The 24,639-nt window shown below is 71.1% G+C and carries 24 protein-coding genes; 8 read left to right on the forward strand and 16 right to left on the reverse strand.

Translation table 11 applies throughout. From position 1 onward, the window contains the following. Window positions 1-945: 945 nt before the first annotated feature. From ACH0BZ_RS10845 to hsaA, 5 genes are all read right to left on the reverse strand, one after another. Window positions 946-2,127, reverse strand: coding sequence for a sulfotransferase family protein (locus ACH0BZ_RS10845; RefSeq protein WP_406898320.1), 1,182 nt, complete (start codon window positions 2,125-2,127; stop codon window positions 946-948). Continuing rightward, window positions 2,127-3,353 carry a hypothetical protein gene (locus ACH0BZ_RS10850; protein WP_406898322.1) on the reverse strand — a complete coding sequence of 409 codons (1,227 nt, stop codon included), beginning with the start codon at window positions 3,351-3,353 and terminating at the stop codon, window positions 2,127-2,129. The genes ACH0BZ_RS10845 and ACH0BZ_RS10850 overlap by 1 nt, the downstream gene beginning before the upstream one ends. Further along, window positions 3,344-3,925, reverse strand: coding sequence for a 3-hydroxy-9,10-secoandrosta-1,3,5(10)-triene-9,17-dione monooxygenase reductase subunit (gene hsaB / locus ACH0BZ_RS10855; protein WP_406898324.1), 582 nt, complete (start codon window positions 3,923-3,925; stop codon window positions 3,344-3,346). Before hsaB ends, ACH0BZ_RS10850 begins: the two co-directional genes overlap by 10 nt. A gap of 86 nt (window positions 3,926-4,011) precedes the next feature. Then, window positions 4,012-4,911 (reverse strand): iron-dependent extradiol dioxygenase HsaC, encoded by a 900-nt coding sequence (hsaC, locus tag ACH0BZ_RS10860; RefSeq protein WP_406898326.1) that lies wholly within the window; start codon window positions 4,909-4,911, stop codon window positions 4,012-4,014. 30 nt (window positions 4,912-4,941) lie between these two features. Next, complete coding sequence (gene hsaA / locus ACH0BZ_RS10865) at window positions 4,942-6,117, reverse strand: 3-hydroxy-9,10-secoandrosta-1,3,5(10)-triene-9,17-dione monooxygenase oxygenase subunit (protein WP_406898327.1); 1,176 nt, start codon at window positions 6,115-6,117, stop codon at window positions 4,942-4,944. Window positions 6,118-6,307: 190 nt separating this feature from the next. Between hsaA and ACH0BZ_RS10870 the strand changes: the two genes are divergently transcribed. Genes ACH0BZ_RS10870 through ACH0BZ_RS10880 form a run of 3 tightly spaced genes read left to right on the forward strand, consistent with a single transcriptional unit; the run spans window position 6,308 to window position 9,033 of the window. Further along, the gene (locus tag ACH0BZ_RS10870; protein ID WP_406898329.1) at window positions 6,308-7,531 is read left to right on the forward strand and encodes a Rieske 2Fe-2S domain-containing protein; all 1,224 of its coding nucleotides are present in this window, start codon (window positions 6,308-6,310) and stop codon (window positions 7,529-7,531) included. Next, window positions 7,531-7,926, forward strand: a complete 396-nt coding sequence (locus tag ACH0BZ_RS10875) for a hypothetical protein (RefSeq protein WP_406898331.1) — start codon at window positions 7,531-7,533, stop codon at window positions 7,924-7,926. Before ACH0BZ_RS10870 ends, ACH0BZ_RS10875 begins: the two co-directional genes overlap by 1 nt. Window positions 7,927-7,971: 45 nt before the next feature. Next, on the forward strand, window positions 7,972-9,033 hold the full coding sequence (locus ACH0BZ_RS10880; RefSeq protein ID WP_406898332.1) for a 2Fe-2S iron-sulfur cluster-binding protein: 1,062 nt from the start codon (window positions 7,972-7,974) through the stop codon (window positions 9,031-9,033). A 127-nt stretch (window positions 9,034-9,160) separates the two neighbouring features. On the opposite strand, the gene ACH0BZ_RS10885 is transcribed toward ACH0BZ_RS10880, so the two are convergent. Both ACH0BZ_RS10885 and ACH0BZ_RS10890 read right to left on the reverse strand, forming a co-directional pair. Next, window positions 9,161-9,364, reverse strand: coding sequence for a helix-turn-helix domain-containing protein (locus tag ACH0BZ_RS10885; protein WP_406898333.1), 204 nt, complete (start codon window positions 9,362-9,364; stop codon window positions 9,161-9,163). Next, window positions 9,364-9,981, reverse strand: coding sequence for a hypothetical protein (locus tag ACH0BZ_RS10890; RefSeq protein ID WP_406898334.1), 618 nt, complete (start codon window positions 9,979-9,981; stop codon window positions 9,364-9,366). Before ACH0BZ_RS10890 ends, ACH0BZ_RS10885 begins: the two co-directional genes overlap by 1 nt. A 91-nt stretch (window positions 9,982-10,072) precedes the next feature. On the opposite strand from ACH0BZ_RS10890, the gene ACH0BZ_RS10895 reads away from it, so the two are divergent. Beyond that, entirely contained in the window at window positions 10,073-11,380 is a 1,308-nt protein-coding gene (locus tag ACH0BZ_RS10895; RefSeq protein ID WP_406898335.1) for a hypothetical protein, read from the forward strand. Here ACH0BZ_RS10895 and ACH0BZ_RS10900 read toward each other — a convergent pair. Genes ACH0BZ_RS10900 through ACH0BZ_RS10920 form a run of 5 tightly spaced genes read right to left on the reverse strand, consistent with a single transcriptional unit; the run spans window position 11,355 to window position 16,987 of the window. Then, complete coding sequence (locus tag ACH0BZ_RS10900) at window positions 11,355-12,344, reverse strand: glycosyltransferase family 2 protein (RefSeq protein ID WP_406898336.1); 990 nt, start codon at window positions 12,342-12,344, stop codon at window positions 11,355-11,357. The two genes, ACH0BZ_RS10895 and ACH0BZ_RS10900, sit on opposite strands and share 26 nt — an antisense overlap. Before the next feature lie 22 nt (window positions 12,345-12,366). Continuing rightward, window positions 12,367-13,512 (reverse strand): polysaccharide pyruvyl transferase family protein, encoded by a 1,146-nt coding sequence (locus ACH0BZ_RS10905; RefSeq protein ID WP_406898338.1) that lies wholly within the window; start codon window positions 13,510-13,512, stop codon window positions 12,367-12,369. A 23-nt stretch (window positions 13,513-13,535) separates the two neighbouring features. Next, window positions 13,536-14,945: a Coenzyme F420 hydrogenase/dehydrogenase, beta subunit C-terminal domain gene (locus tag ACH0BZ_RS10910; RefSeq protein ID WP_406898339.1), complete on the reverse strand. Its 1,410-nt coding sequence runs from the start codon at window positions 14,943-14,945 to the stop codon at window positions 13,536-13,538. A gap of 42 nt (window positions 14,946-14,987) precedes the next feature. After that, the gene (gene dmpG, locus ACH0BZ_RS10915; protein ID WP_406898341.1) at window positions 14,988-16,049 is read right to left on the reverse strand and encodes a 4-hydroxy-2-oxovalerate aldolase; all 1,062 of its coding nucleotides are present in this window, start codon (window positions 16,047-16,049) and stop codon (window positions 14,988-14,990) included. A 20-nt stretch (window positions 16,050-16,069) separates the two neighbouring features. After that, window positions 16,070-16,987, reverse strand: a complete 918-nt coding sequence (locus ACH0BZ_RS10920) for an acetaldehyde dehydrogenase (acetylating) (protein ID WP_406898342.1) — start codon at window positions 16,985-16,987, stop codon at window positions 16,070-16,072. 81 nt (window positions 16,988-17,068) lie between these two features. Between ACH0BZ_RS10920 and ACH0BZ_RS10925 the strand changes: the two genes are divergently transcribed. Then, window positions 17,069-17,860 (forward strand): IclR family transcriptional regulator, encoded by a 792-nt coding sequence (locus ACH0BZ_RS10925; protein ID WP_406898343.1) that lies wholly within the window; start codon window positions 17,069-17,071, stop codon window positions 17,858-17,860. A 78-nt stretch (window positions 17,861-17,938) separates the two neighbouring features. On the opposite strand, the gene ACH0BZ_RS10930 is transcribed toward ACH0BZ_RS10925, so the two are convergent. Continuing rightward, window positions 17,939-18,724 carry a 2-keto-4-pentenoate hydratase gene (locus tag ACH0BZ_RS10930; RefSeq protein ID WP_406898345.1) on the reverse strand — a complete coding sequence of 262 codons (786 nt, stop codon included), beginning with the start codon at window positions 18,722-18,724 and terminating at the stop codon, window positions 17,939-17,941. A 60-nt stretch (window positions 18,725-18,784) separates the two neighbouring features. Here ACH0BZ_RS10930 and kstD point away from each other — a divergent pair, with 60 nt between their 5' ends. Then, window positions 18,785-20,533 carry a 3-oxosteroid 1-dehydrogenase gene (gene kstD / locus ACH0BZ_RS10935; protein ID WP_406898346.1) on the forward strand — a complete coding sequence of 583 codons (1,749 nt, stop codon included), beginning with the start codon at window positions 18,785-18,787 and terminating at the stop codon, window positions 20,531-20,533. Between the two features lies 1 nt (window position 20,534). Continuing rightward, window positions 20,535-21,395, forward strand: coding sequence for a MaoC/PaaZ C-terminal domain-containing protein (locus ACH0BZ_RS10940; RefSeq protein WP_406898347.1), 861 nt, complete (start codon window positions 20,535-20,537; stop codon window positions 21,393-21,395). Between the two features lie 33 nt (window positions 21,396-21,428). On the opposite strand, the gene ACH0BZ_RS10945 is transcribed toward ACH0BZ_RS10940, so the two are convergent. Next, the gene (locus tag ACH0BZ_RS10945) at window positions 21,429-22,214 is read right to left on the reverse strand and encodes an SDR family NAD(P)-dependent oxidoreductase (RefSeq protein ID WP_406898348.1); all 786 of its coding nucleotides are present in this window, start codon (window positions 22,212-22,214) and stop codon (window positions 21,429-21,431) included. A gap of 78 nt (window positions 22,215-22,292) precedes the next feature. Between ACH0BZ_RS10945 and ACH0BZ_RS10950 the strand changes: the two genes are divergently transcribed. Continuing rightward, window positions 22,293-23,900: an AMP-binding protein gene (locus tag ACH0BZ_RS10950; protein WP_406898349.1), complete on the forward strand. Its 1,608-nt coding sequence runs from the start codon at window positions 22,293-22,295 to the stop codon at window positions 23,898-23,900. On the opposite strand, the gene ACH0BZ_RS10955 is transcribed toward ACH0BZ_RS10950, so the two are convergent. Together ACH0BZ_RS10955 and ACH0BZ_RS10960 are read right to left on the reverse strand one after the other, a co-directional pair. Then, the gene (locus ACH0BZ_RS10955; protein ID WP_406898350.1) at window positions 23,864-24,277 is read right to left on the reverse strand and encodes a hypothetical protein; all 414 of its coding nucleotides are present in this window, start codon (window positions 24,275-24,277) and stop codon (window positions 23,864-23,866) included. The genes ACH0BZ_RS10950 and ACH0BZ_RS10955 overlap by 37 nt on opposite strands. After that, window positions 24,274-24,606, reverse strand: a complete 333-nt coding sequence (locus tag ACH0BZ_RS10960; protein WP_406898351.1) for a hypothetical protein — start codon at window positions 24,604-24,606, stop codon at window positions 24,274-24,276. The genes ACH0BZ_RS10955 and ACH0BZ_RS10960 overlap by 4 nt, the downstream gene beginning before the upstream one ends. Window positions 24,607-24,639 lie beyond the last annotated feature (33 nt).

A 24,639-nucleotide genomic window follows, 5' to 3' on the forward strand; every position in this document is an offset into this window, starting at 1 on the left:
ACACCCCCCTGTGTTCACTGTCGATGCGAGCATATGTTCGAGGTACGACACGAACACCCACACGAACCAACCGTGCCGCTGCACCAAGACGGCCCGTCTAGGGCACCCCCGGACCAGACGAGCCCAGACGACACAATCGCCGGGAAACCCACGAGACACGCCGGCCTCGACCCCCACCCCTGCACCAAGACACCCCCTCCAGGGCAGCCTCGGCCAGGACCCGGGGCGACAGCACCCATGGCCCGCTGGAACCCGGGCCCGCCCCTGCACCAAGAGACCCCTTCTAGGGCAGCCTCGGCCAGGGCCCGGGGCGACAGCGCCCACCGCAACGGGCCCCACCCCGATGTCCGCATGGTCCGGTGGAACCTGCCCCGGGCGCCGCCGTGCACCAAGACGCCCCCTCTAGGGCACCCCCGGCCATGACCCGGGACGACAGCACCCCCTGGCCCGCTGGAACCCGGCCTCGCCCCTGCACCAAGACGCCCCGTCCAGGGCACCGGACGCCCCTCGACGGTGCGCATCAATCAGCTCAGCCAGCGGCGAAGGCACCGGTCTCCGGATCCGGTCCGAGCTCCCCTCACGCAGGCCTGCGGAACACACGCACCCGCACGTGGAGTCGGGTGGGCCGCGCGGTGCTCATGGCGGGGAACCTGTACGGGGGACGAGAGCACGCTGCCGGACAGCACCCCGGAGACGGCGTCGTCCGTCCACGTGCCGGGTGCCACGCAGATCGTGATCCAGGACGGCTGCCCGGAGAACCTCGCGGACCACGTCTCCTTCGCCGTGGACCCGCGGGCCATCGATCACACGCTCAACGCCCTCGCCCCGGTGAACGCCGTCACGCCGCGCCGCCCTGCCGACGCTGCTGGTCATCGGCCTACCCGGCGCGGTGCCGCCGCGGAGCTGACCGCGGCGCCCCGCCAGGGGAGCCGCCGCGGGACCGGCCTATCCCTCGAGCCCCCGGTACCCGGCGAACCGCTCGGCGATGACCTCCTCGCTCAGCCCGTAGTCGGCGAGCGTGTAACGGTGAGTGGGCGCGCGGTCGCCGGACAGGCTGCGCGAGTTCTCGGCCTCGACGGCCGCGCGGACGTCGTCGGACAGCACTACACCTGTCGCGGAGTAGACACGCTCGACACACCCGGCGGGGTCGTCCAGCAGCTCGCGGTGGGTCACGTCGAGGAAGGTCGCACGTGACGCCGGGTCGGCCTCGTGCCGGGCCCGGGCGGCGTCGAAGGTCTCCACGCCGCGCGCCCACAGGTCGAGCTGCGAGGCGCCGATGTACTCGGGCGTGAACCGCGTGGACCAGTCGGCGGCCGTGCGGTGCGCGAGCGAACACATGGACGCCATGGACTTCCGCGGATCCCGATGGGTCTGCACCACCACGGCGTCGGGGTATACCTCGAGCACGGCGTCGAGGGAGAACAGGTGGCTCGGGTTCTTGAGCACCCACCGGCGGTCCGGGTCGTTAGCCCCGATCATCTGCAGGTTCCGGCGGTGCCGCCGGTACGCGGGCACCCAGTCGACGTCGGCGAGCCACGACGAGTAGCCGTCGAGCCGCGCCAGACACTCGTAGGAAACGCTGGTCAGCGACTGCCGGAGCAGTTGCCAGCACTCCTCGAGGTCGTCGGCCGACATGTAGTGCACGCCGCCGTAGTCGGGGTTCTCTGCCATGAACCCGGCGTACATGTCGCGGATCCCACGGTAGGTGGGGTCGTCCTCCCACGTCTCGCGCGGCGGCCGGGGCTGCGGGACGTCGGCGAGCCACAGCTCGAGCCCCTGGTTGGCGGGGTCGGCGCCGAGGAGCCGGTGCAGCGCCGTGGTCCCGGTGCGAGGCAACCCTGTGACGACGACGGGGCGCGCGATCTCCACCTCTGTCTGCACAGCACCGGCAGCGAACCCCGCCTCCGAGAGCAACCGGGCCACGAGTGCGCCCTTGAGCACCGAGCGCCAGTACTTGCTTCCGGCCGGGGTGAGCCCGGCATCGGAGTGCAGGGACTCGAGCAGGACGCCCAGGGCCTCGCGGTGACGGTCACCGCCGTCGCCGAAGTCCTCCAGACCCACCGCGCGGGAGGCGCTGGCGTGCAGGTCGTCGACGGTTCCCACGTGGACACGGTCGGCGGTCGCCATCAGCTCAGCCCCCTCCGGGCGAAGGCCGCCTGGCGGGCGGCGATGCGCTCGCGCCACTGCTGCGGCGTGACGCGGAGTTCGTCGTGGAAGGGCATCTCGTCGGCGAGCGCGTCGAACGGCACGATCCGCACGGTCGGCCCGAGCTCCGGCCCGATGGGCGCGTCGACCCGCTGCCACCGGAACTGCATGATCCCCTCGGAGTGCCCGAGGGTCTCCAGCCAGTTGGCGAGGCCGGGGTCGGAATCGGTGACGACGAGGTGGATCATCCCGTCCGAGGTCACGTGCGCCTGGTCGGCCGTCAGGCTGGTCTGGTGGTGGACGTAGTCCAGCGACGCGTACCACATGCTGCCGAGCTGGAAACCCTGGTAGGGGACGCCGGCAACGGGTACGGAAATGATCATGGCCTCGTCGGGGCCGAGCTCGAAGATCCCGGCCGAGGAGAACTGCGTGGTGAGCCCGCCGGGCGTCCGCCGGGGCTCACCGAGAGTGTTGCGGGGCTGGTCGCCGAAGAACCAGGCGGGGAAGGCGAGCCAGGTCTGCAGGCGGCCGGTGAGTGCCTCGGCGAGCTTGGCGTAGAAGCGCTCCTGACCCTCGACGGTCGGCGGCTCCGGGGCGGTGCCCGCGGCGTCGATCCGCCGCAGCGTGGCCCATCCGGCGCGCTCGGTGTCCCAGTCGGAGTAGACCTCACGCACCGCGATCATGGACGACCCCGGCGCGAGCACCACGTAGCCGGAGTCGCCCTCGTCGTCGTCACCCCCGTGGTCCGGGCGGGGCGGACCCATCCGGAACGAGTACCGGCCGTCGGGCCCGATCTCCAGGGCGCGGTCGTCGAAGGCCGCGTGGGACCTCCCCTGCTCGTCGGCGGTGTAGTTGCCGGACAGGACCTGGAAGGACAGGTCGGCGGTGGTGCCGCGGACGCCCTCGACCTCGTACTCGGCGCCGTCGGCGAGGTTGGCGTAGTAGTACAGGGTGTCCGGGTTGTCGAGGCCCATCTTGGTGTACGGGCCCGTGGCCTGGAACAGCTGCGGATGGGTGCGGCCGCGGTGCTGACCGCCCTCGATCACGCCGCGGATCGTGCCGAGCAGGTACTCCAGTCCCTCCGCGACGTCGGCCTCGGTGCGCACGTGCGGCGCGGTGCGGATGATCCGCTCGGCCTCGGCGAGAGCCGCGGCGAGCGGGGCCGTGACGGGTGCGTCGGGCGCGTCGGGGGCGCCGCTCACAGCCATGTGTACGAGTCCGCCGAGGTGATGAAGTTCTCCAGCTCGAGCTGCTCGGGCGTGGGATCGACCACGTCCTCCTCGATGGAGAGGTAGGCGCCGCGGTAGAACAGCAATGGGCGCACGTCGCGCTTGGTCGGGCCGAGGTCGCTCACCCGGCCCAGGACGATCCAGTGGTCGCCGCCGTCGAGCACCTGGTCGATGGTGCAGTCGAGCCAGGCCATGACGCCGTCGATCACCGGGGAGCCGAGCGGGCTCGGGGTCCAGTCGATGGTCGCGAACTTGTCGTCGCCGCGGCGGCCGAAGGTCGAGGAGACCTCCTCCTGCTCCTCGGAGAGGATGTTGACCGCGAACTTCCCGGCCTTCTCGATGCCCTTCCACGACCCCGAGGTCTTCATGGGGCAGAAGAGGATGAGCGGCGGATCCAGGGACAGCGCGGAGAACGACTGGCAGGCGAAGCCCACCGGGACACCGTCGTTGGCCGCCGTGATGACGGTGATGCCGGTGCAGAACTGGCCGAGCGCGTCGCGCAACTCCCGGCTCGAGAAGTTCTGCCCCTCGGGGCGGTCGTCGGTGGTCATCGCGCTCGGTCCTCCCTGGACTGGTGGGCGGCTGGGCCCCACATCGGCGTGTGGGGCCCAGCCTAGGTGCTCGGCCGTTCGGCCGCTTATTTGAAGCCGACGGAGAAGTCGTGGCCCCACAGGCTCACGGCCGTGGACTCGCGGGCCACCCAGTCGGCGTCGTCGACCTGCAGGCCCTCGCTGCCGTATTCGCAGTCGAACCCGCCCGGCGTCTTCATGTAGAAGCTGAGCATCTTGTCGTTGACGTGCCGGCCGAGCGAGGCCGACATCTTGACGCCCTTGCGCAGCGCGCGGTCCAGTGCCAGGCCCACGTCGTCCGCTGTGCCCACCTCGACCATGAGGTGGATGATCCCCGTGGGATTGGGGAACGGCGTGAACGCCAGCGAGTGGTGCCGCGGGTTGCAGCCGAGGAAGCGCAGCCACGCGGGCTCGCCGTCGGCCGGCCGGCCCACGATCTCCGGCGGCAGGCTCATCGAGTCGCGCAGAGCGAACCCGAGGACGTCGCGGTAGAACTCCAGCGCCGCAGCCTCGTCCGGGGTCGAGAGCACGATGTGCCCCGCACCCTGGTCCTCGGTCACGAAGTGGTGACCGTACGGGGTCGGGATGCGACGGTGCTGGAGGGCGATCGTGTGGTAGATCTCCAGCGTGAACCCGGCCGGGTCCTGGCAGGTGATGAGGCCGCGCACCTTGCGGTCACGCTTGGTGGCCTCGTCGGCCTCCTGCCAGGGCACGCCCGCGCCGTCGAGCCGACGCTTGACGTCGTCGAACTCGGCCTCGTTGGCGCACTCCCAGCCCACGGCCGCGAGCTTGTCCTCCTCGCCGGGAACGATGATCCAGCGGTGCGGGTTCTCGTCCATGCGGAAGTAGAGGGACTCCGGGTCGTCACCCTTGCCCACCACGAACCCCAGAACCTTGGTGCCGTACTCACGCCAGGCGTTCATGTCGGTGGCGAAGATCCGGACGTACCCGAGATTGCTGATAGCCATTGCGTTGAGTCCTTTCGATCCGGGCCCGGATCAGACCATCGAGTCGGTGACCTTCTCGCCGAACTCGTGCTGCCCGTACATGATGTACGCCTTGGTGGCCTCGTTGGCCGCGTGGACCCGGCCCGCGTTGGCGTCGCGCCAGAAGCGCTGGATCGGCGAGGTGTCCTCGAGGGCGCGCGCGCCCGAGTTCTGGAAGAGCAGGCCGATCGCGTCGATCGAGCGCTGGGTGGCGCGGACCTGGTCACGACGGGCGCGGGTCCGGATGTCCATGCCCGGCGTGCCGCCCTCCTTGATGATGTCCATCTCCTCGCGAACGTTGCGCATGAGCTGCAGCCACGCGGCGTCGATGTCGCCGGCGGCCTCGGCCAGACGGACCTTGGCGAACGGATCGTCCTTGACCTTGGTTCCGAACGCGGCACGGACGCGCTCGCGCTGGTGCTCGCGGTGCACCTCGTAGCAGCCGAAGGCCATGCCGACGATCGGGGTCGAGATGGTGGTGGGGTGGATGGTGCCCCACGGCATCTTGTAGATCGGATTGGTGTTCTGCTCCAGCCCCGGCGATGTGCCCTTGGCCATGTCCCCGTAGGAGAGCGCGCGGTGCGCGGGGATGAGCGCGTCCTTGACGATGATGTCGTTGGAGCAGGTCCCCTTGAGACCGGCGACGTGCCAGACGTCGTCGATCTCGTACTGCGACTTCTCCACGAGGAAGGCGCAGAAGTCCACCATCTTGTCGTTCTCGTCGAGCACGGGCCCGCCGAGGAAGACCCAGTCGGCGTGCGCCGACCCGGAGGACCAGCTCCACTTGCCGTTGAGGACCAGGCCCTCGTCGGTCTTCCTGGCGGCGCCCATCGGGGCGTACGAGGAGGAGATACGGACGCTGGTGTCCTCGCCCCACACGTCCTCCTGCGCCTGCTGCGGGAAGAGCGCGAGGTGCCAGTTGTGGATGCCGAGGATCGAGGCGACCCAGCCGGTCGAGCCGCACGCGGTCGCAATGGTCTTGACGGCGGTGTAGAAGGTCTCCATGTCCGCCTCGTAGCCACCCCACTGCGCGGGCTGGCACAGCCGGAAGAAGCCGGCGTCCTCGAGGTCCTTGATGGTGTCCGGGTGGATCCGGCGCAGATCCTCGGTCTCCTGCGCGCGCTCGGCGATCGCGGGCAGGAGCTCCTTGATCCGGTCGATGACCTCGTGGTCGGCGTACTCGCTCATGACATCCCTCTCTGAAACGTGTGGGGGGCAACGACGCAAGACTAGAACACGTTCCAGTTTTGCACCAGACCCGGTGCGGGATCCGCTCCCACCACGGAGCCCCGTGCCTGCATTTTCCCTGAAGTGTTGTGGGTCAGTAGCGGATTCTATAACCTGTTCTCATCCGGCTCATGCCACCAGGAGGATCATCATGACCGAATCCGGCGCGAAAACCGGCTCCGTCCGCGAAATCGACACCGGCAAGGTCCGGGACCGCTACGCGCGCGGCTGGCACTGCATCGGCACCGTCAAGGAATTCACGGACGGCAAGCCCCACTCCATCCAGGCCTTCGGCACCAAGCTCGTCGTGTGGGCGAACGAGGAGGGCGAGGTCAACGTCCTCGACGCGTACTGCCGGCACCTCGGCGGCGACCTGTCCGACGGCGAGATCAAGGACGGCAACATCGCGTGCCCGTTCCACGACTGGCGATGGGGCGGCGATGGCAAGTGCAAGGGCATCCCCTACGCCAAGCGCGTCCCGCTGCGCGCCAAGACCCGCGCCTGGACCACGATGATCCAACACGGCCAGGTCTTCGTGTGGCACGACCACGAGGGCAACCCGCCGCAGGAGGGCGACACCATCCCCGTCCTGGAGCAGTACGGCTCGGACGAGTGGACCGACTGGGTGTGGAACCGACTCGTCATCGAGGGCTCCAACTGCATGGAGATCGTCGACAACATCGTCGACATGGCGCACTTCTACTACATCCACTTCGCCTTCCCGACGTACTTCAAGAACGTCTTCGAGGGCCAGACGGCCACGCAGTACCTCAACACCAAGGGCCGCCCGGACCACGATCCCGCCAAGGGCAAGTACGGCGACACGCTGCTCGAGTCGGAGGCCTCCTACTTCGGGCCGTCGTACATGATCAACCCGCTTAAGAACTCCTACGGCGGTTTCGAGACCGAGTCGGTCCTCATCAACTGCCACTACCCCATCGACCAGAACTCGTTCGTGCTCCAGTACGGGCTCATGGTCCGCAAGCCCGAGGGCTTCGACGACGAGTCGGCCACCGCAATGGCCACGAAGATCGCCGAGTTCTTCGGCGAGGGCTTCATGCAGGACGTCCGCATCTGGCAGCGCAAGTCGGCCATCGCCAACCCGCTGCTGTGCGAGGAGGACGGGCCCGTCTACCAGCTGCGCCGCTGGTACGAGCAGTTCTACGTCAACCGAGACGAGATCGACCCGGAGATGCAGGAGCGCTTCGAGTTCGAGGTCGACACCACCGCCGCCAACCAGTACTGGGAGAAGGAGGTCGCCGAGAACCTCCGCCGCATGGAGGCCGAGGAGACCGACGGCCCCCGCGAGCACACCCAGTACACGGGCATGGCGGACATGGCGGAAGAGGCCGGCGCCACGAAGTCCGAGTCCTGATGTTCAAGCAACACGATTCGCGGCGCGCGCCGACCTGGGACGACATCGACCCGGCGCGCGCCGCGCGGCTCCACGCCTACACGGACCTGGACCGGGAGACCTACACCCGGGCCGGGTTCCAGCCGGTCGAGTGCCGGAACTGCGGGGTGTGCGTGAACGTCCGCAAGAACAGCGAGAAGCACACGTCCATCCAGTGGACCGAGGGCAGCGACCGCGACTGCCCCGTGCTCACGGACTGGCGCAGCGGCGGGGACCGCCCCGAGGGCGAGGACACGTGCCCGCGGATGCTGCAGAGCATCCGCTACGCGTACGCCGAGGGCCTGATCACCCTCGCCGAGGGTGTCGACCCGGCGGACGAAGAGCACATGGTCAACCCGCTCTACATCCCCGAGTGACGTCGCCTCCCCACCCCTTCGAGCCCCCCAGATAGGCTTTCCCGCATGACCGACACGCCGCAGCTCGGCTCGTTCGTCCGTGAGCTCACGATCGCCGAGGTGATCGAGGAGACCGCCGACGCCAAGTCGATCGTCTTCGACATCCCCGCCGGTAGCGAGGACGACTTCCGGTACACGCCCGGGCAGTTCCTCACGCTGCGCATCCCCAGCGAGAAGACCGGCTCGGTCGCGCGCTGCTACTCGCTCTCGAGCTCGCCCACCGAGGACGACAAGCTCAAGGTGACGGTCAAGCGGACGGTCGACGGCTACGGCTCCAACTGGCTGTGCGACAACGCCGAGGCCGGCATGTCCATGCACGTCCTCGCGCCGTCCGGCGTGTTCACGCCCAAGAACCTCGACCAGGACTTCATCCTGCTCGCCGCCGGCTCCGGCGTCACCCCCATCATGTCGATCCTCCGCTCGGCCCTCGCGCAGGGCACCGGCCACATCGTCCTGGTGTACGCCAACCGCGACGAGAACTCGGTGATCTTCAAGGACGAGCTGCAGCGGCTACAGAACGAGAACCCGGACCGCCTCACCGTCATCCACTGGCTCGAGTCGGTCGCCGGCATCCCCACCCCGGAGATGCTCGGCAACCTCCTGCAGCCGGTCGCCGCCAAGCGCCACTCCTACATGTGCGGCCCCACGCCGTTCATGGAGACCGCCAAGGCCGGTCTGCGCCGCTCGGGGGCCGACATGCACCTCATCCACACCGAGGTGTTCTCTTCGATCGACGGCGACCCGTTCGCCGAGATCGTCATCGACGACACCCCCTCCGACGACGGGGAGGGCCCGGCCACCGCGATCGTGGAGCTCGACGGCGAGACCCACGAGGTCGACTGGCCGCGCTCCGCGAAGCTGCTCGACGTGCTGCTCGCCAAGGGCATCAAGGCCCCGTTCTCATGCCGCAAGGGCGAGTGCTCGGCGTGCGCCTGCATCCTCAAGTCCGGCGAGGCCGAGATGGAGCACAACGGCATCCTCGACCCAGAGGAGGTCGAGGAGGGCTACGTCCTGTCGTGCCAGCTGCTGCCCAAGAGCGACCGCGTCGAGGTCTCCTACTCGGAGTGAGGCCGAGTACGCGATAGCCGGCCGGAATGCAGGTGGACACAGGAACGCCCTCAGATCGCCCCCCCCCCGCGCGAACCAGCTCCTCGACCCGGACGAGGTGGCCGAGAAGGCCTGACACCGGCGTCGGTCACTCCACGGTGAACAGCTCTCCCGGGGTGCAGTCCAGCGCCTCGCACAGCGCGACGAGGGTGGTGAAGCGCACCGCCCGGGCGCGGTCGTTCTTGAGGACGGAGAGGTTGACGACGCTCACCCCGACCCGCTCCGAGAGAGCGGCGAGGGTCATCCCCCGCTCCTCGAGGAGCCGGCCGAGGTGGCAGCGGACCCGCGCCATCAGATGAGTCCCTCCTGGTCCCGGCTCATCGCGGCCGCCCGGCGGAACGCCACGGCCATGAGCGAGACGAACATCATGAACAGGTACAGCAGGACGAACCACCGCCAGTCGATGGCGTCGAGGTCCCGCCACGCCAGCTCGAGGTCGCGCAGGGCGAGGTTGGTGCCCAGTGTGACGACGAGGGAGACCACGAGCAGGTAGGCCAGCGCCACCCAGCTCGTCGCCCAGAGCAGCCGGACGGTGCCGGCGTCGAAGAACCGTCCCCGCAGGCACCGGACGGCGATGACGGCGACGAGCACGGCCAGGGCCGCAAGAGCCGCCACCTCCGCGGCGTACGCGCCCCAGAGGAACCCGGCCGTGACCGGCGAGAGCGCGTCCGCGGAGACGGCCGCCCCCTCGTCCACGGCGGCCGGGCCCGCGATACGCCCGACGACACTCGGGACCCCGCCGGCCGCCAGCGTCCCCACCACGTGGACCGCGACGAGGGCGAGCGCGACCACACCGCCGAACACCGTCGCCCCCACGTCCCACCGCTCCCTGCGGGGCGTGACCTCCCGGACGGCTCCGCCGGTTTCGCTCGTTCCGCCTGTTCCGCCGGTTCCGTGTCCCGTGGTCATCCTGCCCACCTCCATATCGATTCTCGATGCCCTATCGAATGTCATGGTGGCATCGACTATCGATATGTTCAAGGGGTCGTAGACTGACCGGGTGCCCAAGACCAGAGGAGACGCGCCCGACCGCGCCGCCGCGCCCGCCGCCGCGCGCCCGTCGGCCCGGCGGTCGACGACCGGCATCGCCGTCGCCTCGGCGGTCGTCGCGCTCTCGGCGTTCCTCGTCCAGTGGGCCGTCGGCCGCTTCGCCGCCCCCGAGGTCACGGCCGAGTTTCTCGTCTACTGGGCGCTGCTCTTCGCGGCGTTCGGCGTGATCGGCGGGGTCCGCAACGAGACCACCCGGGCGGTCGGCGCGGCGCGGGCCACCGGGGAATCCGGCCCGCGTGCGCTGACCGCCGCCCTCGTCGTCGGGGGTGCCGGCGCCCTGATGCTGCTGGCCACCGCCCCGGCGTGGGCCGAGCGGCTCGTCCCGTCGACCGCCCCCGCGATCGTGCCGGTGATCGCCCTAGCCGTCGTCGTCTACGCCTGCCACGTCTCGGTGCTCGGGGCGCTCTCGGGGCGGGAGTCATGGGGGCCCATGTCGGCCACCATGGCCGTCGAGGCGACGGTCCGGCTCGCGGGCGTGGGCGCCGTGCTGCTCGTGGGCGGCGGGCTGCTCCCCCTGGAACTGGTCGTGGCCGCGAGCGCGCTGACGTGGGCCGTCCTGCTCACGCTCTCACCGCAGGTCCGGCGTGCGGCGGCGGCGCGCACCGACGTCGGGCTCGGGCGGCTGCTCCGCAACTCCGCGTACACCGTCGCCGCCTCGGTGGCATCGTCGGCCCTCATCACCGGCTTCCCCGTTCTCATGCAGCTCACCAGCCGCGACGCCGACGCGGTGGTGCTCGCCGGCACGATCCTCGCCGTCTCGCTGACCCGCTCGCCGATCATGATCCCGCTCCAGGCGTTCCAGGGCTACGCGATCGTCGCGTTCCTCCACTCCGAGCGGCGCCGCCTGCGCGCCCTCGCCCGGCCGCTCGCCGCCCTCGCCGCCGTCGGTGCCGTCGCCGCCGTCGCCGCCTGGCTGCTCGGGCCGTGGGTCATGGACCTGCTCTTCGCGGGCCGCTACGAGGTCGCCGGGTCGACCTTCGCCGGGCTCATGGTCGCGGCCGCGACGCTCGCGATGCTCACCCTCTCCGGGACGGCGGCCCTCGCAGACGGCGCCCACGCCGGGTACACGGCGGGCTGGACCCTGGCCGCGCTCGCCGCCGCCGCGCTGCTCCTGCTGCCGCTCGGGCTCGCCGAACGGACCGTGATCGCCCTGGTCGTGGGGCCCGTCGCGGGGACGGCCCTGCACCTGGCGGCGCTCGCCCGCGGGGCCGGCGGCGGGACCGGCGGCCCCGCTAGTCGTGGAGCTCGTACGCCCTGAGGATGTGGCGGCGGTAGGCGCGACGGTAGAGACCGGGAACCGTCTTGAGCAGAGCCAACGCGACCCCGGCGTGGGGCAGGGTCCGCACGGCGCGGGCGGCTTCCGGCCACGACACCTGCTCCGCGTACCGCCGGCTCACCTCGAGCGCGCGGTCCCGCGGGTGCCGCGCGAGGGCCTGGTGCGCGGCGTTGAGGTAGACCGCGCTCTCGGCCGCGCCGAGGGCCCGGCGGAAACGGCGGGAGCCGAGCAGCGGGGCCACGACCGCGCGCATCGCTCGGACCAGCCGGTGGGTCTCCTCGACCGGGGCCACCCTCCCCCACGTGAGCGACGTGGGCCCCACGTAATACGTGACGAGCGCGTCCGCGAGCACCCGCACCACGCCGGACGCGCCGGCCGCCTGGAGCACCACGGGCAGGTCCTCCCCGCGGTGGACCCCCTCGGGGAACGGCGCTTCGCCGAGCACCTCCCGCGCGAACAGCTTGTCCCAGACGTAGTGCGAGAGACTGAACCCGAGCGCGGTGAGCACCGCCTCGTCGCCGGACAGGTCGCCGGCCCCGGCACCGGGGGCCCGCAGCCGCACCTCGCCCTCGGCGCCGACGATGCGGTGCGCGCATACCACCACGCCCGCCGCCGGCTCCCGGCCGGCCGCCGCGAGCATGCGCTCGAGGAACTCGGGGTGGAACTCGTCGTCCGCGTCGAGGAAGCCGATCCACCGGCCCCGCGCCAGCGCGAGTCCCCGGTTTCGGGCGACCGAGGGGCCGGCGTTCGGTGCCGCCGGGGCGAGCACCACCCGGCCCGCGGCGTCCTCCGCGGCGACCGCCGCGACGCGCTCGCGGGTGCGGTCGGTCGAACCGTCGTCGACCACCACCACCTCGACGTCGGTGACGGTCTGTGCGAGCACGCTCCGCACGCACCGCTCGATGGCGTCCTCCGCCTGGTGGGCCGCGATTACCACAGTCACCACGGGCCCCTCCATGAACGCCATCTTACGTTCCGTTCTCATTCCCGCGGGCCCGCCCCGACGCCGCGGCGTCGATCGCGTCCGCCAGCCAGGCCAGGCTCCGCTCCCGGTGCGGCGCCAGGGCCGCCTCCGGGTCGGCGACCAGCGGCGCGGCGGGCGGGTCGTCCGCCGAGCCGAACGCCTCCGCCGGATCGACGTGGAACAGCCCCAGCAGGGACTCGATCCGGTCGTCCTGCCCCGGTCCGCGCGAGAGCACCCGCACCGGGGTGCCGAAGAGCAGCGCGAACAGCGTCGAGTGGAACGAGTCGGTGACGACGACCTCCGCGTCCCGGAGGGTGCGCAGGAAGTTCTCCGCGCCGTAGTACCCCGGGCGGTGCAACCCGGGCGCGAGCAGCTGCCGTGCCCGCAGCCTCCGCGACCGCGCCAGGGAATGCACGGCGCACTGGGTGGCCCGATCCCCCGTCCACAGCAGGTATGTGGCGAGGAACGGCGACGGCGACGGCCGCGGCGCCCGGTCCGCGAGCCGACTCCAGTGCGCGACCGGAACGAGCATCGTGGGGTCGAGCACCACCGGCACCTCGCGCCCCACGAGATCGCGCACGAGGGCCGCCCCCGAGTGCTCCCGCACCGAGACGTGGTCCAGCCCGGAGAGCATCTCCCGGTAGTGCGGCACGTACCGGGCGGGCAGCTCCGACACGCCGAAGCTCGCGGCGTAGGCCACCCGGCGGCCGGGCGGGGCGAAGTCGAGGAAGTCGGTCGGGCAGCCGAAGCGGTAGGTGGGGTTCCAGACCTGATCGGAGCCGGTGACAAAGGCGTCGTAGTCATCGACGAGCTCCTCGCCGTCACCGGGCGCCGTCACCCACCGCGGGTCCACCCGCACGTTCTCCCCGGTGAACCGCGTCAGGGCGCGCACCCGCGCGCGCATCACCGCCGCCCGGCCCGCCTTGTCGACCAGGCCCCACCAGTCCCTCTCGCCGGCGAGCCGCCGGGCCGTGGCCGCGATCGACTCCGGCCCCGGCGCGTCGCGGCCCGGGCCGTAGCGGTACGGGGTGTTGGGGATCGCGACCGGCGTGTGGCCGAGCCCGGCCAGGGCCGTGGACAGCGCAGCGCTCTGCAGCCGGTTGCCGACGTTGTTGAGGTCGTGGATCGACACCACGCCGATCGATGCCACGGCGGTTCCGCCCCTCTCCCTGCTCAGCGGCCGAGGGCGCGCTGCACCCGGCGGGTCAGTCGAGGCGCGCGGCGCAGCGCGAACCGTTTGGCCCGCTCCACCGGGGAGTCCGCCCCGTACGCCCGACGGTACCGGGCCACGTCGGGCGCGATGCCCCGGAGGAACACCGCGAACGAGCCCGCCTCCCGGGCCCGCGCGTAGGCGCGGTCCCCCGCGGCGATGAGGTCGGTGCGCAGGTCGTAGATCCGGCGGCGCTTCTCCGGCAGGTCCACCGACAGGGCGACCCGTTTGGTGGGCACCGGCCGGCCCGCGGCGCGCTCGCGGGCGAGCCGGTAGGCCAGTCCCTCGCGGCGGTGGCGGAGTCCGGCGTCCTGCGACCGGGCGGCGCGCTCGGCCGAGATGTCGGTGAGCCGCAGCTGCCGCCGGTTGCGCTCGAGCACATCGCGGGCCGCCGCCGACCGCGCGATTACGATGTTGTCCCCCATCGGGTCGCCGGTGAACTCCGGCAGCCAGGCGTCGCCGAAGGTGATGTCGGAGGTCTCGGCCAGCACGTCGTCGCAGAACTCGCACGCCGGGTACTTGAAGAAGCCCATCCCCCAGTCGGTCACCGACAGCTCCGAGGTCGGCGCGGTCCGGGTGGTGCCGTCGGCGCCGGTCACCGACACACTGTAGCGGTCGGAGCGTTCGTCGGACTTGACGCGGAAGTCGATGCCCGTCAGCTCCGCGGGCGGCACCCCCTGCTCCCACGCCAGCGCCTCAGCGAACCGGCTCGACTTGAGGTGGCCGCACACCAGCCCCACGCAGAACCGGATCCGCTCGGCCAGCACCGGGTCCTGCCGCTGCGCCAGCCGCACGGCCTTGAGGAAGCACGGCACGCCCACGACCGCGTACCGGCCGGGGTGCTCCCGGACGTGGCGGAGCACGCCGCTCATCTCCACCGGGTAGTACCGCGACTTGGCTCCGGCCCGCAGCTCGTCCGCGGTGCCGGACACCCCGAACGCGAACAGCGGCGCCCCCGCCCCCGCGCCCGGTTTGACATGCAGGACCGCGTCGACCGCGTCCTCCTCGAGCAACCGGTGCAGGAACCAGCTCGTCATGCCTCCCGAGGAGCCCGCCTCGCGGAAGCCGCCGTCGGGGACGTGGCCGGCGCCCACCGTGAGGTGGGTGCCGATCCGGTCGTCGTGGGCCGCGCCGGGGGCGTCGAGGAAGACCCGCGCGAGCTCGTCCTCGTCGTGCCCCTCCGCGAACGGGCACACCTCGGTGTAGGCGCCCTCGGCGTCCGGGTCCGCACCGTCCCGGAGCTCGGCCCGGTAGCGGCCGTCGTCCCCCATCGCGACGCGCAGGGCCGAGTCCGGGAGCGCCGCGCACGCGCCGCAGCCGATGCACAGGTCGCGCTCGACGACGTGGGTCAGGAGATCGCGGGGGGTGCTCATCGCCCCCACTGTCTCACGACCGGTGTGCGCGACACCGGCGCGTCAGCGCACACGCTCCTTCCGGATCTCCAGCGCGATGTCGATGAGCTGGTCCTCCTGGCCGCCCACGAGACCGCGCCGGCCGGCGCGGAGGAGGATCTCGGCGGTGGGGACCTCGTAGCGCTTGGCGTGACCCTCGGCGTGCTTGAGGAACGACGAGTAGCAGCCGGCGTAGCCGAGCATCATGGCGTCGCGGTCCACGATGCACTCGCTGGGCATGAGCGGGCGGATGACGTCCTCGGCGGCGTCGGCGATCTTAAAGAAGTCGATGCCGGTACGGATGCCGAGCTTGTCGCACACGCCGACGAGCGCCTCGACGGGCGTGTTGCCGGCGCCGGCGCCGAAGCGGCGGGTGGAGCCGTCGATCTGCTGGGCGCCCGCGCGGATGGCCATGATCGAGTTACCTACGCCCACGTCGAGGTTCTCGTGGCCGTGGAAGCCCACCTGGGCGTCGTCGCCGAGCTCGTCCACCAGGGCGGCCACGCGGTCGGAGACCTGGTCCATGACCAGGGCGCCGGCGGAGTCCACGATGTAGACGCACTGGCAGCCGGCGTCGGCCATGATGCGGGCCTGCTTGGCCAGGACCTCCGGCGGCTGGGTGTGGCTCATCATGAGGAAGCCGACGGTCTCCAGGCCCAGATCGCGGGCGTAGCCGAAGTGCTGGATCGAGACGTCGGCCTCGGTGCAGTGGGTGGCGACGCGGCAGATCGAGCCGCCGTTGTCGCGCGCGGCCAGGATGTCGTCCTTGATGCCCAGACCGGGCAGGGTGAGGAAGGCGATCTTGGCCTGCTTCGCGGTCTCCGCGGCGACCTTGATGAGCTCCTGGTCGTAGGACTTGGCGAAGCCGTAGTTGAAGGAGGCGCCGCCGAGGCCGTCGCCGTGGGTCACCTCGATGACGGGCACGCCGGCGCCGTCGAGCGCGGAGACCACGTCCCGCACGTCCTCCACCGAGAACTGGTGGCGCTTGTGGTGCGACCCGTCGCGCAGCGACGAGTCGGTGATGCGGATGTCGAGCTCGTCCGAGTAGGCGCGGGCGTGGGCGTTGAGCGGGTTGTTCTTGTCCATGATCGGTTCTCCTGTCCGTCTCAGACGCCGAGCTTGCTCTTGGCGATCTCTTCGCCCACCTTGGCGGCGGCGGCGGTCATGATGTCGAGGTTGCCCGCGTACTCGGGGAGGAAGTCGCCGGCGCCCTCGACCTCGGCGAAGATCGCTACGCGGGCCATGCCGCCGGTGATCTCGGTGGGCGGGTCGAACTGCGGCTCCTGGAGCAGCCGGTAGCCCGGAACGTACTCCTGGATCTCCTTCTCCCGCTTGCGGATGGCGGTGGTGATGAGGTCGTGGTCGGCGTCCTCGGGGATCGAGCAGAAGATCGTGTCGCGCATGATCATCGGCGGCTCGGCCGGGTTGAGGATGATGATCGCCTTGCCGCGCTTGGCGCCGCCGACCTTCTCGATGGCGTCCTTGGTGGTCTGCGTGAACTCGTCGATGTTGGCGCGCGTGCCGGGGCCGGCGGACTCGCTCGACACCGACGCGACGATCTCGGCGTAGTCGACCGGCACGACCTCGGACACGGCGTGGACCATCGGGATGGTGGCCTGGCCGCCGCACGTGACCATGTTGGTGTTGGGGGCATCGAGGTGCTCGCGGAGGTTCGCCGGCGGGATCACCATGGGGCCGACGGCGGCCGGGGTGAGATCGATCGCGACGATCCCCGCCTCCTCGTATCTGGGCGCGTACTCCTTGTGCACGTAGGCGCTCGTGGCCTCGAAGAGCAGATCGGGCTTCTCGCCGCCGGCGGCGATGGACTCGAGCAGCTCGTCGGCGCCGCCGGCCATGCAGATCAACCCGTGGTCGGCGGCACGCTTCATGCCCTCGGACTCGGCGTCGATGCCGATCATCCACTTCGGCTCGATGAACTCGCTGCGCTCGAGCTTGTACATGAGGTCGGTGCCGATGTTGCCGGACCCCACGATCGCGGCGGTGAGCTTTGTTTTCTCCGTCATGCCCCGGAGTCTCCCCCGCGCCGCGCACACCCCTCAACCACCTGTGCCGTTCAGTGGAACACCCGCGCGTAGGCTGGCTGCATGGCCGAGCCCGCCCCCTCCCCCATCGACCGCGCCTTCGCCGTCATGCGCGCGACGGCGGCCGGCACGGGACTCACGCTCAGCGAGATCGCACGCGAGACGGGGCTGCCCAAGTCGACCACCCTGCGCCTGCTCGCGGCGCTCGAGCGCAACCGGGCCGTCACCCGGGTCGGCTCCCTCTACCGCCTCGGGCCGATCGCCCAGGAGCTCGACCCCATCCCCGCCTCGCCGGAATTCGAGCGCATCCGCACCGTCCTCACGCCGTTCCTCGCACACCTCTTCGAGGCCACGCGCGCCACGGTGCACCTGGCCACGCTGCACGGCGACGAGGTGGTCTACCTCAACAAGCTCCACGGTCCGCGGCCGATCCCCTCGCCGTCGCGCATCGGGGGTGGACTGCCCGCGTACTGCACGGGGGTGGGAAAGGCGATGTTAGCCCACGACGACGAGGCCGCCGACCGCGTGTCGCGTGGGCCGTTCGTGGCGTGGACCGACACCACCATCACCGACGCCGACCGGCTCGCCGTGGAGCTGGCCGAGATCCGGCGTCGCCGGCGCTCCCTCGACCGGGCCGAACTCACGCCGGGGCTGTACTGCGTGGCGGCGCCGGTGTTCGACGGCACGGGGGCCACGGGCGATGACGGCGAGGGGCCCCCGTCCGGCCGGCGGGCCGTCGCGGCGCTGTCCGCCAGCGCCCCCGACGAGGCCGCGCTGCGGCGGCTCGAGCCGCTGGTCCTGCAGGTCGCGGCGGCGGCGAGCCGGGAGCTCGGCGGAGAGGGAGCGACGCGATGAGGATCGGCACACCCCGCGACTACTTCGCCCGGCACGTCCGCCGCGCCGAGGCTGCCGTCGGACCGGGCCGGACCGCCCCTACCGGAAGCTCATCGAGACGCTGCCCAGCCCGGAGAAGTCGCAGCGGAACTCGTCGCCCGGGGCGGCATCCATGGCGCGGATCGCGGTGCCGGGCAGGATCACGTCGCCCTTGCGCAGGCGCACGCCGAACTTACCCACGACCGAGGCGAGCCAACCCACGGAGTTGAGCGGGTTGCCCAGGACGGCGTCGGAGCGCCCCTCGGCGAGGAACTCACCATTCTTGTAGAGGGTGGCGTCGATCGCGGCCACGTCGATGTCGGACAGCCGCACCCGCCCCTCGCCGAGGACGTACCCGCACGAGGAGGCGTTGTCGGCGATGGTGTCGGGGAGCTTGATCTTCCAGTCCCGGATGCGCGAGTCGATGAGCTCGATGGACGGCACCACCCACTCGATGGCCTCGGCGGCCTCGGCCTGCGTGCAGCCCTCCGGCGGGATGTCGGCACCCAGGATAAATCCCACCTCGACCTCGACGCGCGGGAAGCAGAACCGCGCGGCCTCGACCGGCTGGTCCTCGAAGTACTCCATGGTGTCGAGCAGGTGCCCGTAGTCGGGCTCGTCGACACCCATCATCTCCTGCATGGCCTTGGAGGCCAGGCCCACCTTGTGGCCCTTGACCACGGCGCCGGCATCGAGCTTGCGACGGATGTTGACCAGTTGGATCTCAAAGGCGTCGTCCGCCGTGAGATCCGGGTACTCGTCGGTCAGCGGCGCGATCGGCGTGACGTCGGCCTCGGCGTCCCACAGGCGCCGGGCGAGGGCGGCCCGGGTGTCATCGGTGATCATGACGGAGAGCCTACCCATGAGATGTGGCGCACAGGGGCCCGGTTCTATAACGTGTTCTACATGGCAGACCAGGAATTTGACGTCGTCGTCGTCGGCAGTGGCGGCGCGGGCATGACCGCGGCCCTCGCGGCGGCCAAGAAGGGCCTCAGCGTGGTCCTCGTGGAGAAGGCCCCCCACTACGGCGGCTCCACCGCCCGCTCCGGCGGCGGCGTGTGGATCCCCGGCAACTCGGTCCTCAAGCGGGACGGTGTACTCGACACCCCCGAGGCCGCCCGCACCTACCTCAAATCGATCATCGGCGACGTGGTCTCCGAGGAGCGGATCAACACCTACATCGACCGCGGCCCCGAGGTCCTCGACTTCGTCCTGGCCAACTCGCCGCTCGAGATGGAGTGGGTCGTCGACTACTCCGACTACTACCCCGAGGCCCCGGGCGGGCGGCTCGGCGGCCGCTCCATCGAGCCCAAGCCGTTCGACCTGCGCCAGCTCGGCTCCGAGGCCGCCAACCTGGAACCCGCGTACGCCAAGGCGCCGGCCAACATGGTGGTCAAGCAGTCGGATTACCGCTGGCTCAACCTGCTGCAGCGCCCGCACACCCGCGGCATCCGCCGCTCGCTCCGCGTCACGGCCCGGATGCTCGTGGCCAAGGCCCGCGGCGCCAACATGGTGGGCATGGGCCGCGCGCTCATCGCCGCCATGCGCAAGGGCCTGCTCGACGCCGGCGTCCCCGTCTGGCTCGACACCCCCGTCACCGGGATCGTCACCGAGGGCAGCGGAGACTCCGCCCGCGTCGTCGGCGTCACCGTCACCCGCGGCGGCCAGGAGCAGACGCTCCGCGCCCGCCTCGGCGTGATGATGGGCTCCGGCGGGTTCGAGAAGAACCAGGAGATGCGCAACGCGTACCAGCGCCAGCCCATCCCCACCGAGTGGTCCGTGGGCGCGGCCGGCAACACCGGCGAGGGCATCCGCTACATGGAGGGGGTCGGCGCCGAACTGTCCTTCATGGAGGACTCCTGGTGGGGCCCCACGATTCTGCTGCCGCGCGGCCCGTGGTTCGCGCTCGCCGAGCGGTCGCTGCCCTGCTCCTTCCTCGTCAACCAGGAGGGCGAGCGGTTCATGAACGAGTCGCTGCCGTACGTCGAGGCCGGTCACAAGATGTACGGCGGCGAGTTCGGCCAGGCACCGGCCGACAACCCGGACGCCCCGGGCGAGAACGTCCCGGCCTGGATCATCTTTGACCAGGAGTACAAGAACCGGTACCTCTTCGCCGGCCTGCAGGCCCGCCAGCCGCTTCCCAAGAAGTGGCTCGCCACCGAGAACTTCCACATGGCCGACACGCTCGAGGAGCTGGCCGGGAAGATCGGCGTCCCGGCCGACAAGCTCGCGGCCACCACCAAGCGCTTCAACGGTTTTGCCGAGAAGGGCGTGGACGAGGACTTCCAGCGCGGTGTCTCCGGCTACGACCACTACTACGGCGACATCACCAACAAGCCCAACCCGTCGCTCGGCCCGGTCCGCAAGGCCCCGTTCTACGCGGTCAAGATGGTCCCCGGCGATCTGGGAACCAAGGGCGGAGCGAACACCGACATCCACGGCCGCGTCCTGCGCGCCGACGGCTCCGCGATCGAGGGCCTCTACGCCGCGGGCAACGCGTCCTCGCCGGTCATGGGTCACACGTACGCCGGGCCCGGCGCCACGATCGGCCCCGCGATGGTGTTCGGCTACCTCGCCGTCGAGCACATGCTGGCCGGCCGCGCCGCAGCCTCCGCCGACACCACCGCTCCCGACACCGAGAAGAAGGGTTCCTGACGTGCCGATCGACCTCGACAAGGCCCTCGGGGCCGAGCTCCCCTCGCAGGAGTTCTCCTGGACCGCCTCCGACGTGGCGCTCTACGCCCTCGGTGTGGGTGCCGCCGCGGACCCGATGGACACCACCGGCCTGGAGTACATCCACGACTCCGCACCCAAGGTGCTGCCCTCGTTCGCCACCGTGGCCGCCACGATGAACGTCACCGAGCCGCCGCGCGTCTCGTTCCCGGGCGTCGAGATCGACCTGGCCAAGGTCGTCCACGGCAGCCAGTCGGTCGAGCTGCACCGGCCCATCCCGGCCGCCGGCACCGCGACCACCACCACGAAGATCGCCGAGATCCAGGACAAGGGCTCGGCCGCGGTGATCATTCAGGAGTCCGAGACCGTCTCCGCCGACGGCGAGAAGCTGTGGACCGCCCGTTCCGGCATCTTCGCCAAGGGCGAGGGCGGCTTCGGCGGCGAGCGCGGCACCTCCTCGGTGGTCGAGTACCCCGAGCGCGAGGCCGACCGCACCATCGAGGTGCGCAGCCTCCCGCAGCAGGCGCTGCTCTACCGTCTGTGCGGCGACCGCAACCCGCTGCACTCCGACCCCGCCTTCGCCGAGGGCGCCGGCTTCCCGCGGCCGATCCTCCACGGTCTCTGCTCGTACGGCCTGGTCCTGCGCGCCGTGATCGACGAGGTCCTGGGCGGCGACGTCGGACGCGTCCGCGGCTACGGCGTGACCTTCGGCGGCATCTTCTTCCCCGGCGAGACCATGCGCATCCGCGTGTGGGAGGAGGGCTCGCGCCTGCTCGTCGCCGCGACCGCCGTCGAGCGCGACGACGCCCCCGTCCTCAAGAACGTGGTGGTCGATCTCGCCTGAGGCCGGGCGGGCGCCTGCGGGGTATTCCTCCTCTCACCCCCAGCGGGACTGGCCCCCGTCGAGCGGGATGGTGGCGCCGGTGAGGTAGCGGGCCTCGTCCGAGCACAGCCACGCCACCGGCACGCCGATGTCCTCCAGCGGGTCGCCGATCCGCCCGGCCGGAATGGAGGCCACGAACTCCTCGGCCTCCTCCGGGTTGTTCTCGATCCACCAGTCCAGCCCGGGGCTGTGCGCGTGCGGCGCCACCGAGAGCGCGCGGATCCCGTCGTCCGCCCACTCGTGAGCGGCGGCGCGGGTGAGCGCGCGCTGCGCCTCCTTGATCGCGGCGTAGACGCCGTAGCCGGCGGCGTCCCACCGGACAGCCGCAGAGGTGGCGAGGTTGATGATCACGCCACCACCGCGCTCGGCCATCACCGGCCGGACCGCGCGCATGAGCGCGAGCCCCGCCCGCGGGCCCGCCTCGAAGCACTGCCGGAAGAAGTCGTCGCCGGAAGCCTCGAGCGGCACGGGGAAGGCGACGTTGGCGTTGTTGACGAGGATGTCCACGCCGCCGAACTCCGAGGTCGCCGCCTCCACGATCCGGGCCGGGGCGTCCTCGGCCGCGATGTCCAGCGCCAGCACCGCCGCCTCGCCACCCGGTCCGCGCAGCTCACCGGCCACATCCTCGAGTTTGGACTCGGTCCGGCCGACCAGCAGCAACGACGCCCCCGCGCGGGACAGCGCCACCGCGATCCCGCGGCCCACCCCCTGCCCCGCACCGGTCACCACCGCGACCCGACCGTGCAATGAACGCGACTTTTCCATGGACCGGCTCACCATCCGCTTTCCTGTTCAGGCATACTGGAACACGTTCTTATTCTGCACGACCGATCAGCCGACGGATGGAAGAAGTACACCATGTCGATCAATCTCGCCGACTGCTACGAGGCACTGGCCGACGCCCTCGCCGAGCGCGAGGCGATCGTCGTCGACGGCACCCGCCTGACCTATGCCGACCTGGACGCCGAGGCCAACAAGCTGGGCCACTTCCTCCAGTCGATCGGTGTGCAGCCGCAGGACCACCTGGCGATGCACATGCGCAACAGCGCCGAGTTCATCATCACGCTGCTGGGCACGCTCAAGGTCCGCGCGGTGCCGGTCAACATCAACTTCCGCTACACCGCGGCCGAGCTCGAGTACCTGTACACCAACTCGGACTCCACGGTGCTGTTCGTGGACACCGAGTTCTGCCCGGTGGTGGCCGAGGTCCTCCCCGCCCTGTCGGTGATGAAGCACGTCGTGGTGATCGGTGAGGTGCCGGCCGACTTCGCCGCCGCCTGCGAGGCCGCCGGGATCTCCGTGCACGAGTACCACGCGGCCGTCGACGGCATGTCGGACGCCCGCGACTTCCCGGAGCGCAGCGGTGACGACCACTTCATGGTCTACACCGGCGGCACGACCGGCGACCCGAAGGGCGTCGTCTGGCGCCACGAGGACTTCTACTACGCGGCTCTGGCCGGCGGTAACCAGTACGGCGACCCGCACCACTCGATCGCCGACCTCGTGGCGGCGGCCGAGAACATGCCGCCGATGGTCCTGCTCATCACGGCACCGCTGATCCACGGTGCAGCCGTGTACGCGGTCTTCTCCATGTTCTTCATGGGCGCCAAGCAGGTCGTCATGCGCAACTGGGACGAGCGTGAGGCGCTCAAGCTCATCGCCGACGAGCAGGTGCAGATCCTCATGGTGGTGGGCGATGCCATGGCGGTTCCGTTCGTGGACGAACTGGTGGCGAACTTCGACTCCTACGACGTGTCGACCCTCTTCGCCGTCAACAACGGCGGCGCCATCTGGTCGCAGGCCTCGCGCGACAAGCTCAAGACGGTCCTGCCGGACATCTTCATCCGCGACAACTTCGGGGCGTCGGAGTCCGGTACCGACGGTCAGCTGGACATGAACGACGCCGGCGAGCTCAAGTTGCCGCCGAGCCCGCGTTCCCAGGTGGTGGACGCGGACCTCAATCCCGTCGAGCCCGGCTCGGACACGATCGGCTACCTGGCCCGCGTCGGTCACGTGCCGCTGGAGTACTACAAGGATCCGGAGAAGACGGCGAAGACCTTCCCGACCCGCGCCGACGGCACCCGCATGTCGGTGCTCGGCGACATGGCCCGCGTGGAATCGGACGGCACGATCGTCCTGCTGGGCCGTGGCTCCGGCTGCATCAACACCGGAGGCGAGAAGGTCTTCCCGGAAGAGGTCGAGCAGGCCCTCAAGTCACACCCGGCCGTGTTCGACGCCCTGGTGGCCGGCGCCAAGGATCCCACCTACGGCGAGCGGGTCTCCGCCGTCATCTCGCTGCGGGAGGGCTTCGAGGAGCCGAGCCTGGACGAGCTCATCGCCCACTGCCGCACCAAGATCGCCGGCTACAAGGTGCCGCGCAGCGTCGTTGTGGTCCCCGAGGTGGTCCGCTCCCCCTCGGGCAAGGCCGACTACCGCTGGGCCAAGCGCACGGTCGAGGCCGGCTGAGGCCCGACCGCCAGCCGGCGGCGTCGAACGTCATCGGTGAGACGGTGGCCGCCCCGGATCGCCCGGTCGACGCCGCCGCCGGAGCGCACGAACACCCCGACCCGCCGGCGGAACGGGTCCCGTCCCCGCTCGTAGCCGAGCAGCCGGAACCCGGCCTCCGCGGCCACCTCGCGCACGGCGGTCTCCGGCAGGTCGACGTCGCCGGTAGGGATGACGGCGAGGTCGCCCGACCCCAACAGGCGGGCCAGCCGCAGGCGGCGCGTCCGCTCGTCTCCCCGACGGCGCAGCCACCGCCGGATCGCGACCACCGCCCCCGCCACGAGCCACGCCACCACCGGGGCCAGCGCGAGCAGGACGAGGATCCAGCCCGCGCTCACGAGCCGCCCCGCGTGAACCGCATCGGCTCGAGCCACGGACCCCGCTCCACGAGCGCGGACCGGCCGCCCACGGGGACGAGCCCCCGGCTCTCGGCGGCCGCCAACACCACCAGACGCGGAAGACGGAGCTCCCACGGGCGCAGGACGATCTCGGCGCCGGCCTCGTCGTCGTCACCGGCTCCGGACCCGGCCCTTCCCCCTGCTCCGGCCCCAGCCCCGGCGAGCCACGCGTCGAGCCGCTCCGCCAGCGCGCGGGCACGGCGCGCGTCGCGGCTCCGGTAGGCCTCGACGAGCCCCCGGACCCGGGCGAGATGGCGCTGTACGTCCATACCCGCCGATCGTACGGGGCCAGTACCCTCTGC

The organism is Dietzia sp. 179-F 9C3 NHS (genome assembly GCF_045369825.1).
Classification (GTDB): domain Bacteria; phylum Actinomycetota; class Actinomycetes; order Mycobacteriales; family Mycobacteriaceae; genus Dietzia.

Excerpts from the sequence above, each read along its gene's own strand:
- ACH0BZ_RS10845 (WP_406898320.1), bottom strand. The coding sequence starts at position 2,127 with ATGGCGACCGCCGACCGTGTCCACGTGGGAACCGTCGACGACCTGCAC.
- ACH0BZ_RS10850 (WP_406898322.1), bottom strand. The coding sequence starts at position 3,353 with ATGGCTGTGAGCGGCGCCCCCGACGCGCCCGACGCACCCGTCACGGCC.
- hsaB (WP_406898324.1), bottom strand. The coding sequence starts at position 3,925 with ATGACCACCGACGACCGCCCCGAGGGGCAGAACTTCTCGAGCCGGGAG.
- hsaC (WP_406898326.1), bottom strand. The coding sequence starts at position 4,911 with ATGGCTATCAGCAATCTCGGGTACGTCCGGATCTTCGCCACCGACATG.
- hsaA (WP_406898327.1), bottom strand. The coding sequence starts at position 6,117 with ATGAGCGAGTACGCCGACCACGAGGTCATCGACCGGATCAAGGAGCTC.
- ACH0BZ_RS10870 (WP_406898329.1), top strand. The coding sequence starts at position 6,308 with ATGACCGAATCCGGCGCGAAAACCGGCTCCGTCCGCGAAATCGACACC.
- ACH0BZ_RS10875 (WP_406898331.1), top strand. The coding sequence starts at position 7,531 with ATGTTCAAGCAACACGATTCGCGGCGCGCGCCGACCTGGGACGACATC.
- ACH0BZ_RS10880 (WP_406898332.1), top strand. The coding sequence starts at position 7,972 with ATGACCGACACGCCGCAGCTCGGCTCGTTCGTCCGTGAGCTCACGATC.
- ACH0BZ_RS10885 (WP_406898333.1), bottom strand. The coding sequence starts at position 9,364 with ATGGCGCGGGTCCGCTGCCACCTCGGCCGGCTCCTCGAGGAGCGGGGG.
- ACH0BZ_RS10890 (WP_406898334.1), bottom strand. The coding sequence starts at position 9,981 with ATGACCACGGGACACGGAACCGGCGGAACAGGCGGAACGAGCGAAACC.
- ACH0BZ_RS10910 (WP_406898339.1), bottom strand. The coding sequence starts at position 14,945 with ATGAGCACCCCCCGCGATCTCCTGACCCACGTCGTCGAGCGCGACCTG.
- dmpG (WP_406898341.1), bottom strand. The coding sequence starts at position 16,049 with ATGGACAAGAACAACCCGCTCAACGCCCACGCCCGCGCCTACTCGGAC.
- ACH0BZ_RS10920 (WP_406898342.1), bottom strand. The coding sequence starts at position 16,987 with ATGACGGAGAAAACAAAGCTCACCGCCGCGATCGTGGGGTCCGGCAAC.
- ACH0BZ_RS10925 (WP_406898343.1), top strand. The coding sequence starts at position 17,069 with ATGGCCGAGCCCGCCCCCTCCCCCATCGACCGCGCCTTCGCCGTCATG.
- ACH0BZ_RS10930 (WP_406898345.1), bottom strand. The coding sequence starts at position 18,724 with ATGATCACCGATGACACCCGGGCCGCCCTCGCCCGGCGCCTGTGGGAC.
- kstD (WP_406898346.1), top strand. The coding sequence starts at position 18,785 with ATGGCAGACCAGGAATTTGACGTCGTCGTCGTCGGCAGTGGCGGCGCG.
- ACH0BZ_RS10945 (WP_406898348.1), bottom strand. The coding sequence starts at position 22,214 with ATGGTGAGCCGGTCCATGGAAAAGTCGCGTTCATTGCACGGTCGGGTC.
- ACH0BZ_RS10950 (WP_406898349.1), top strand. The coding sequence starts at position 22,293 with ATGTCGATCAATCTCGCCGACTGCTACGAGGCACTGGCCGACGCCCTC.
- ACH0BZ_RS10960 (WP_406898351.1), bottom strand. The coding sequence starts at position 24,606 with ATGGACGTACAGCGCCATCTCGCCCGGGTCCGGGGGCTCGTCGAGGCC.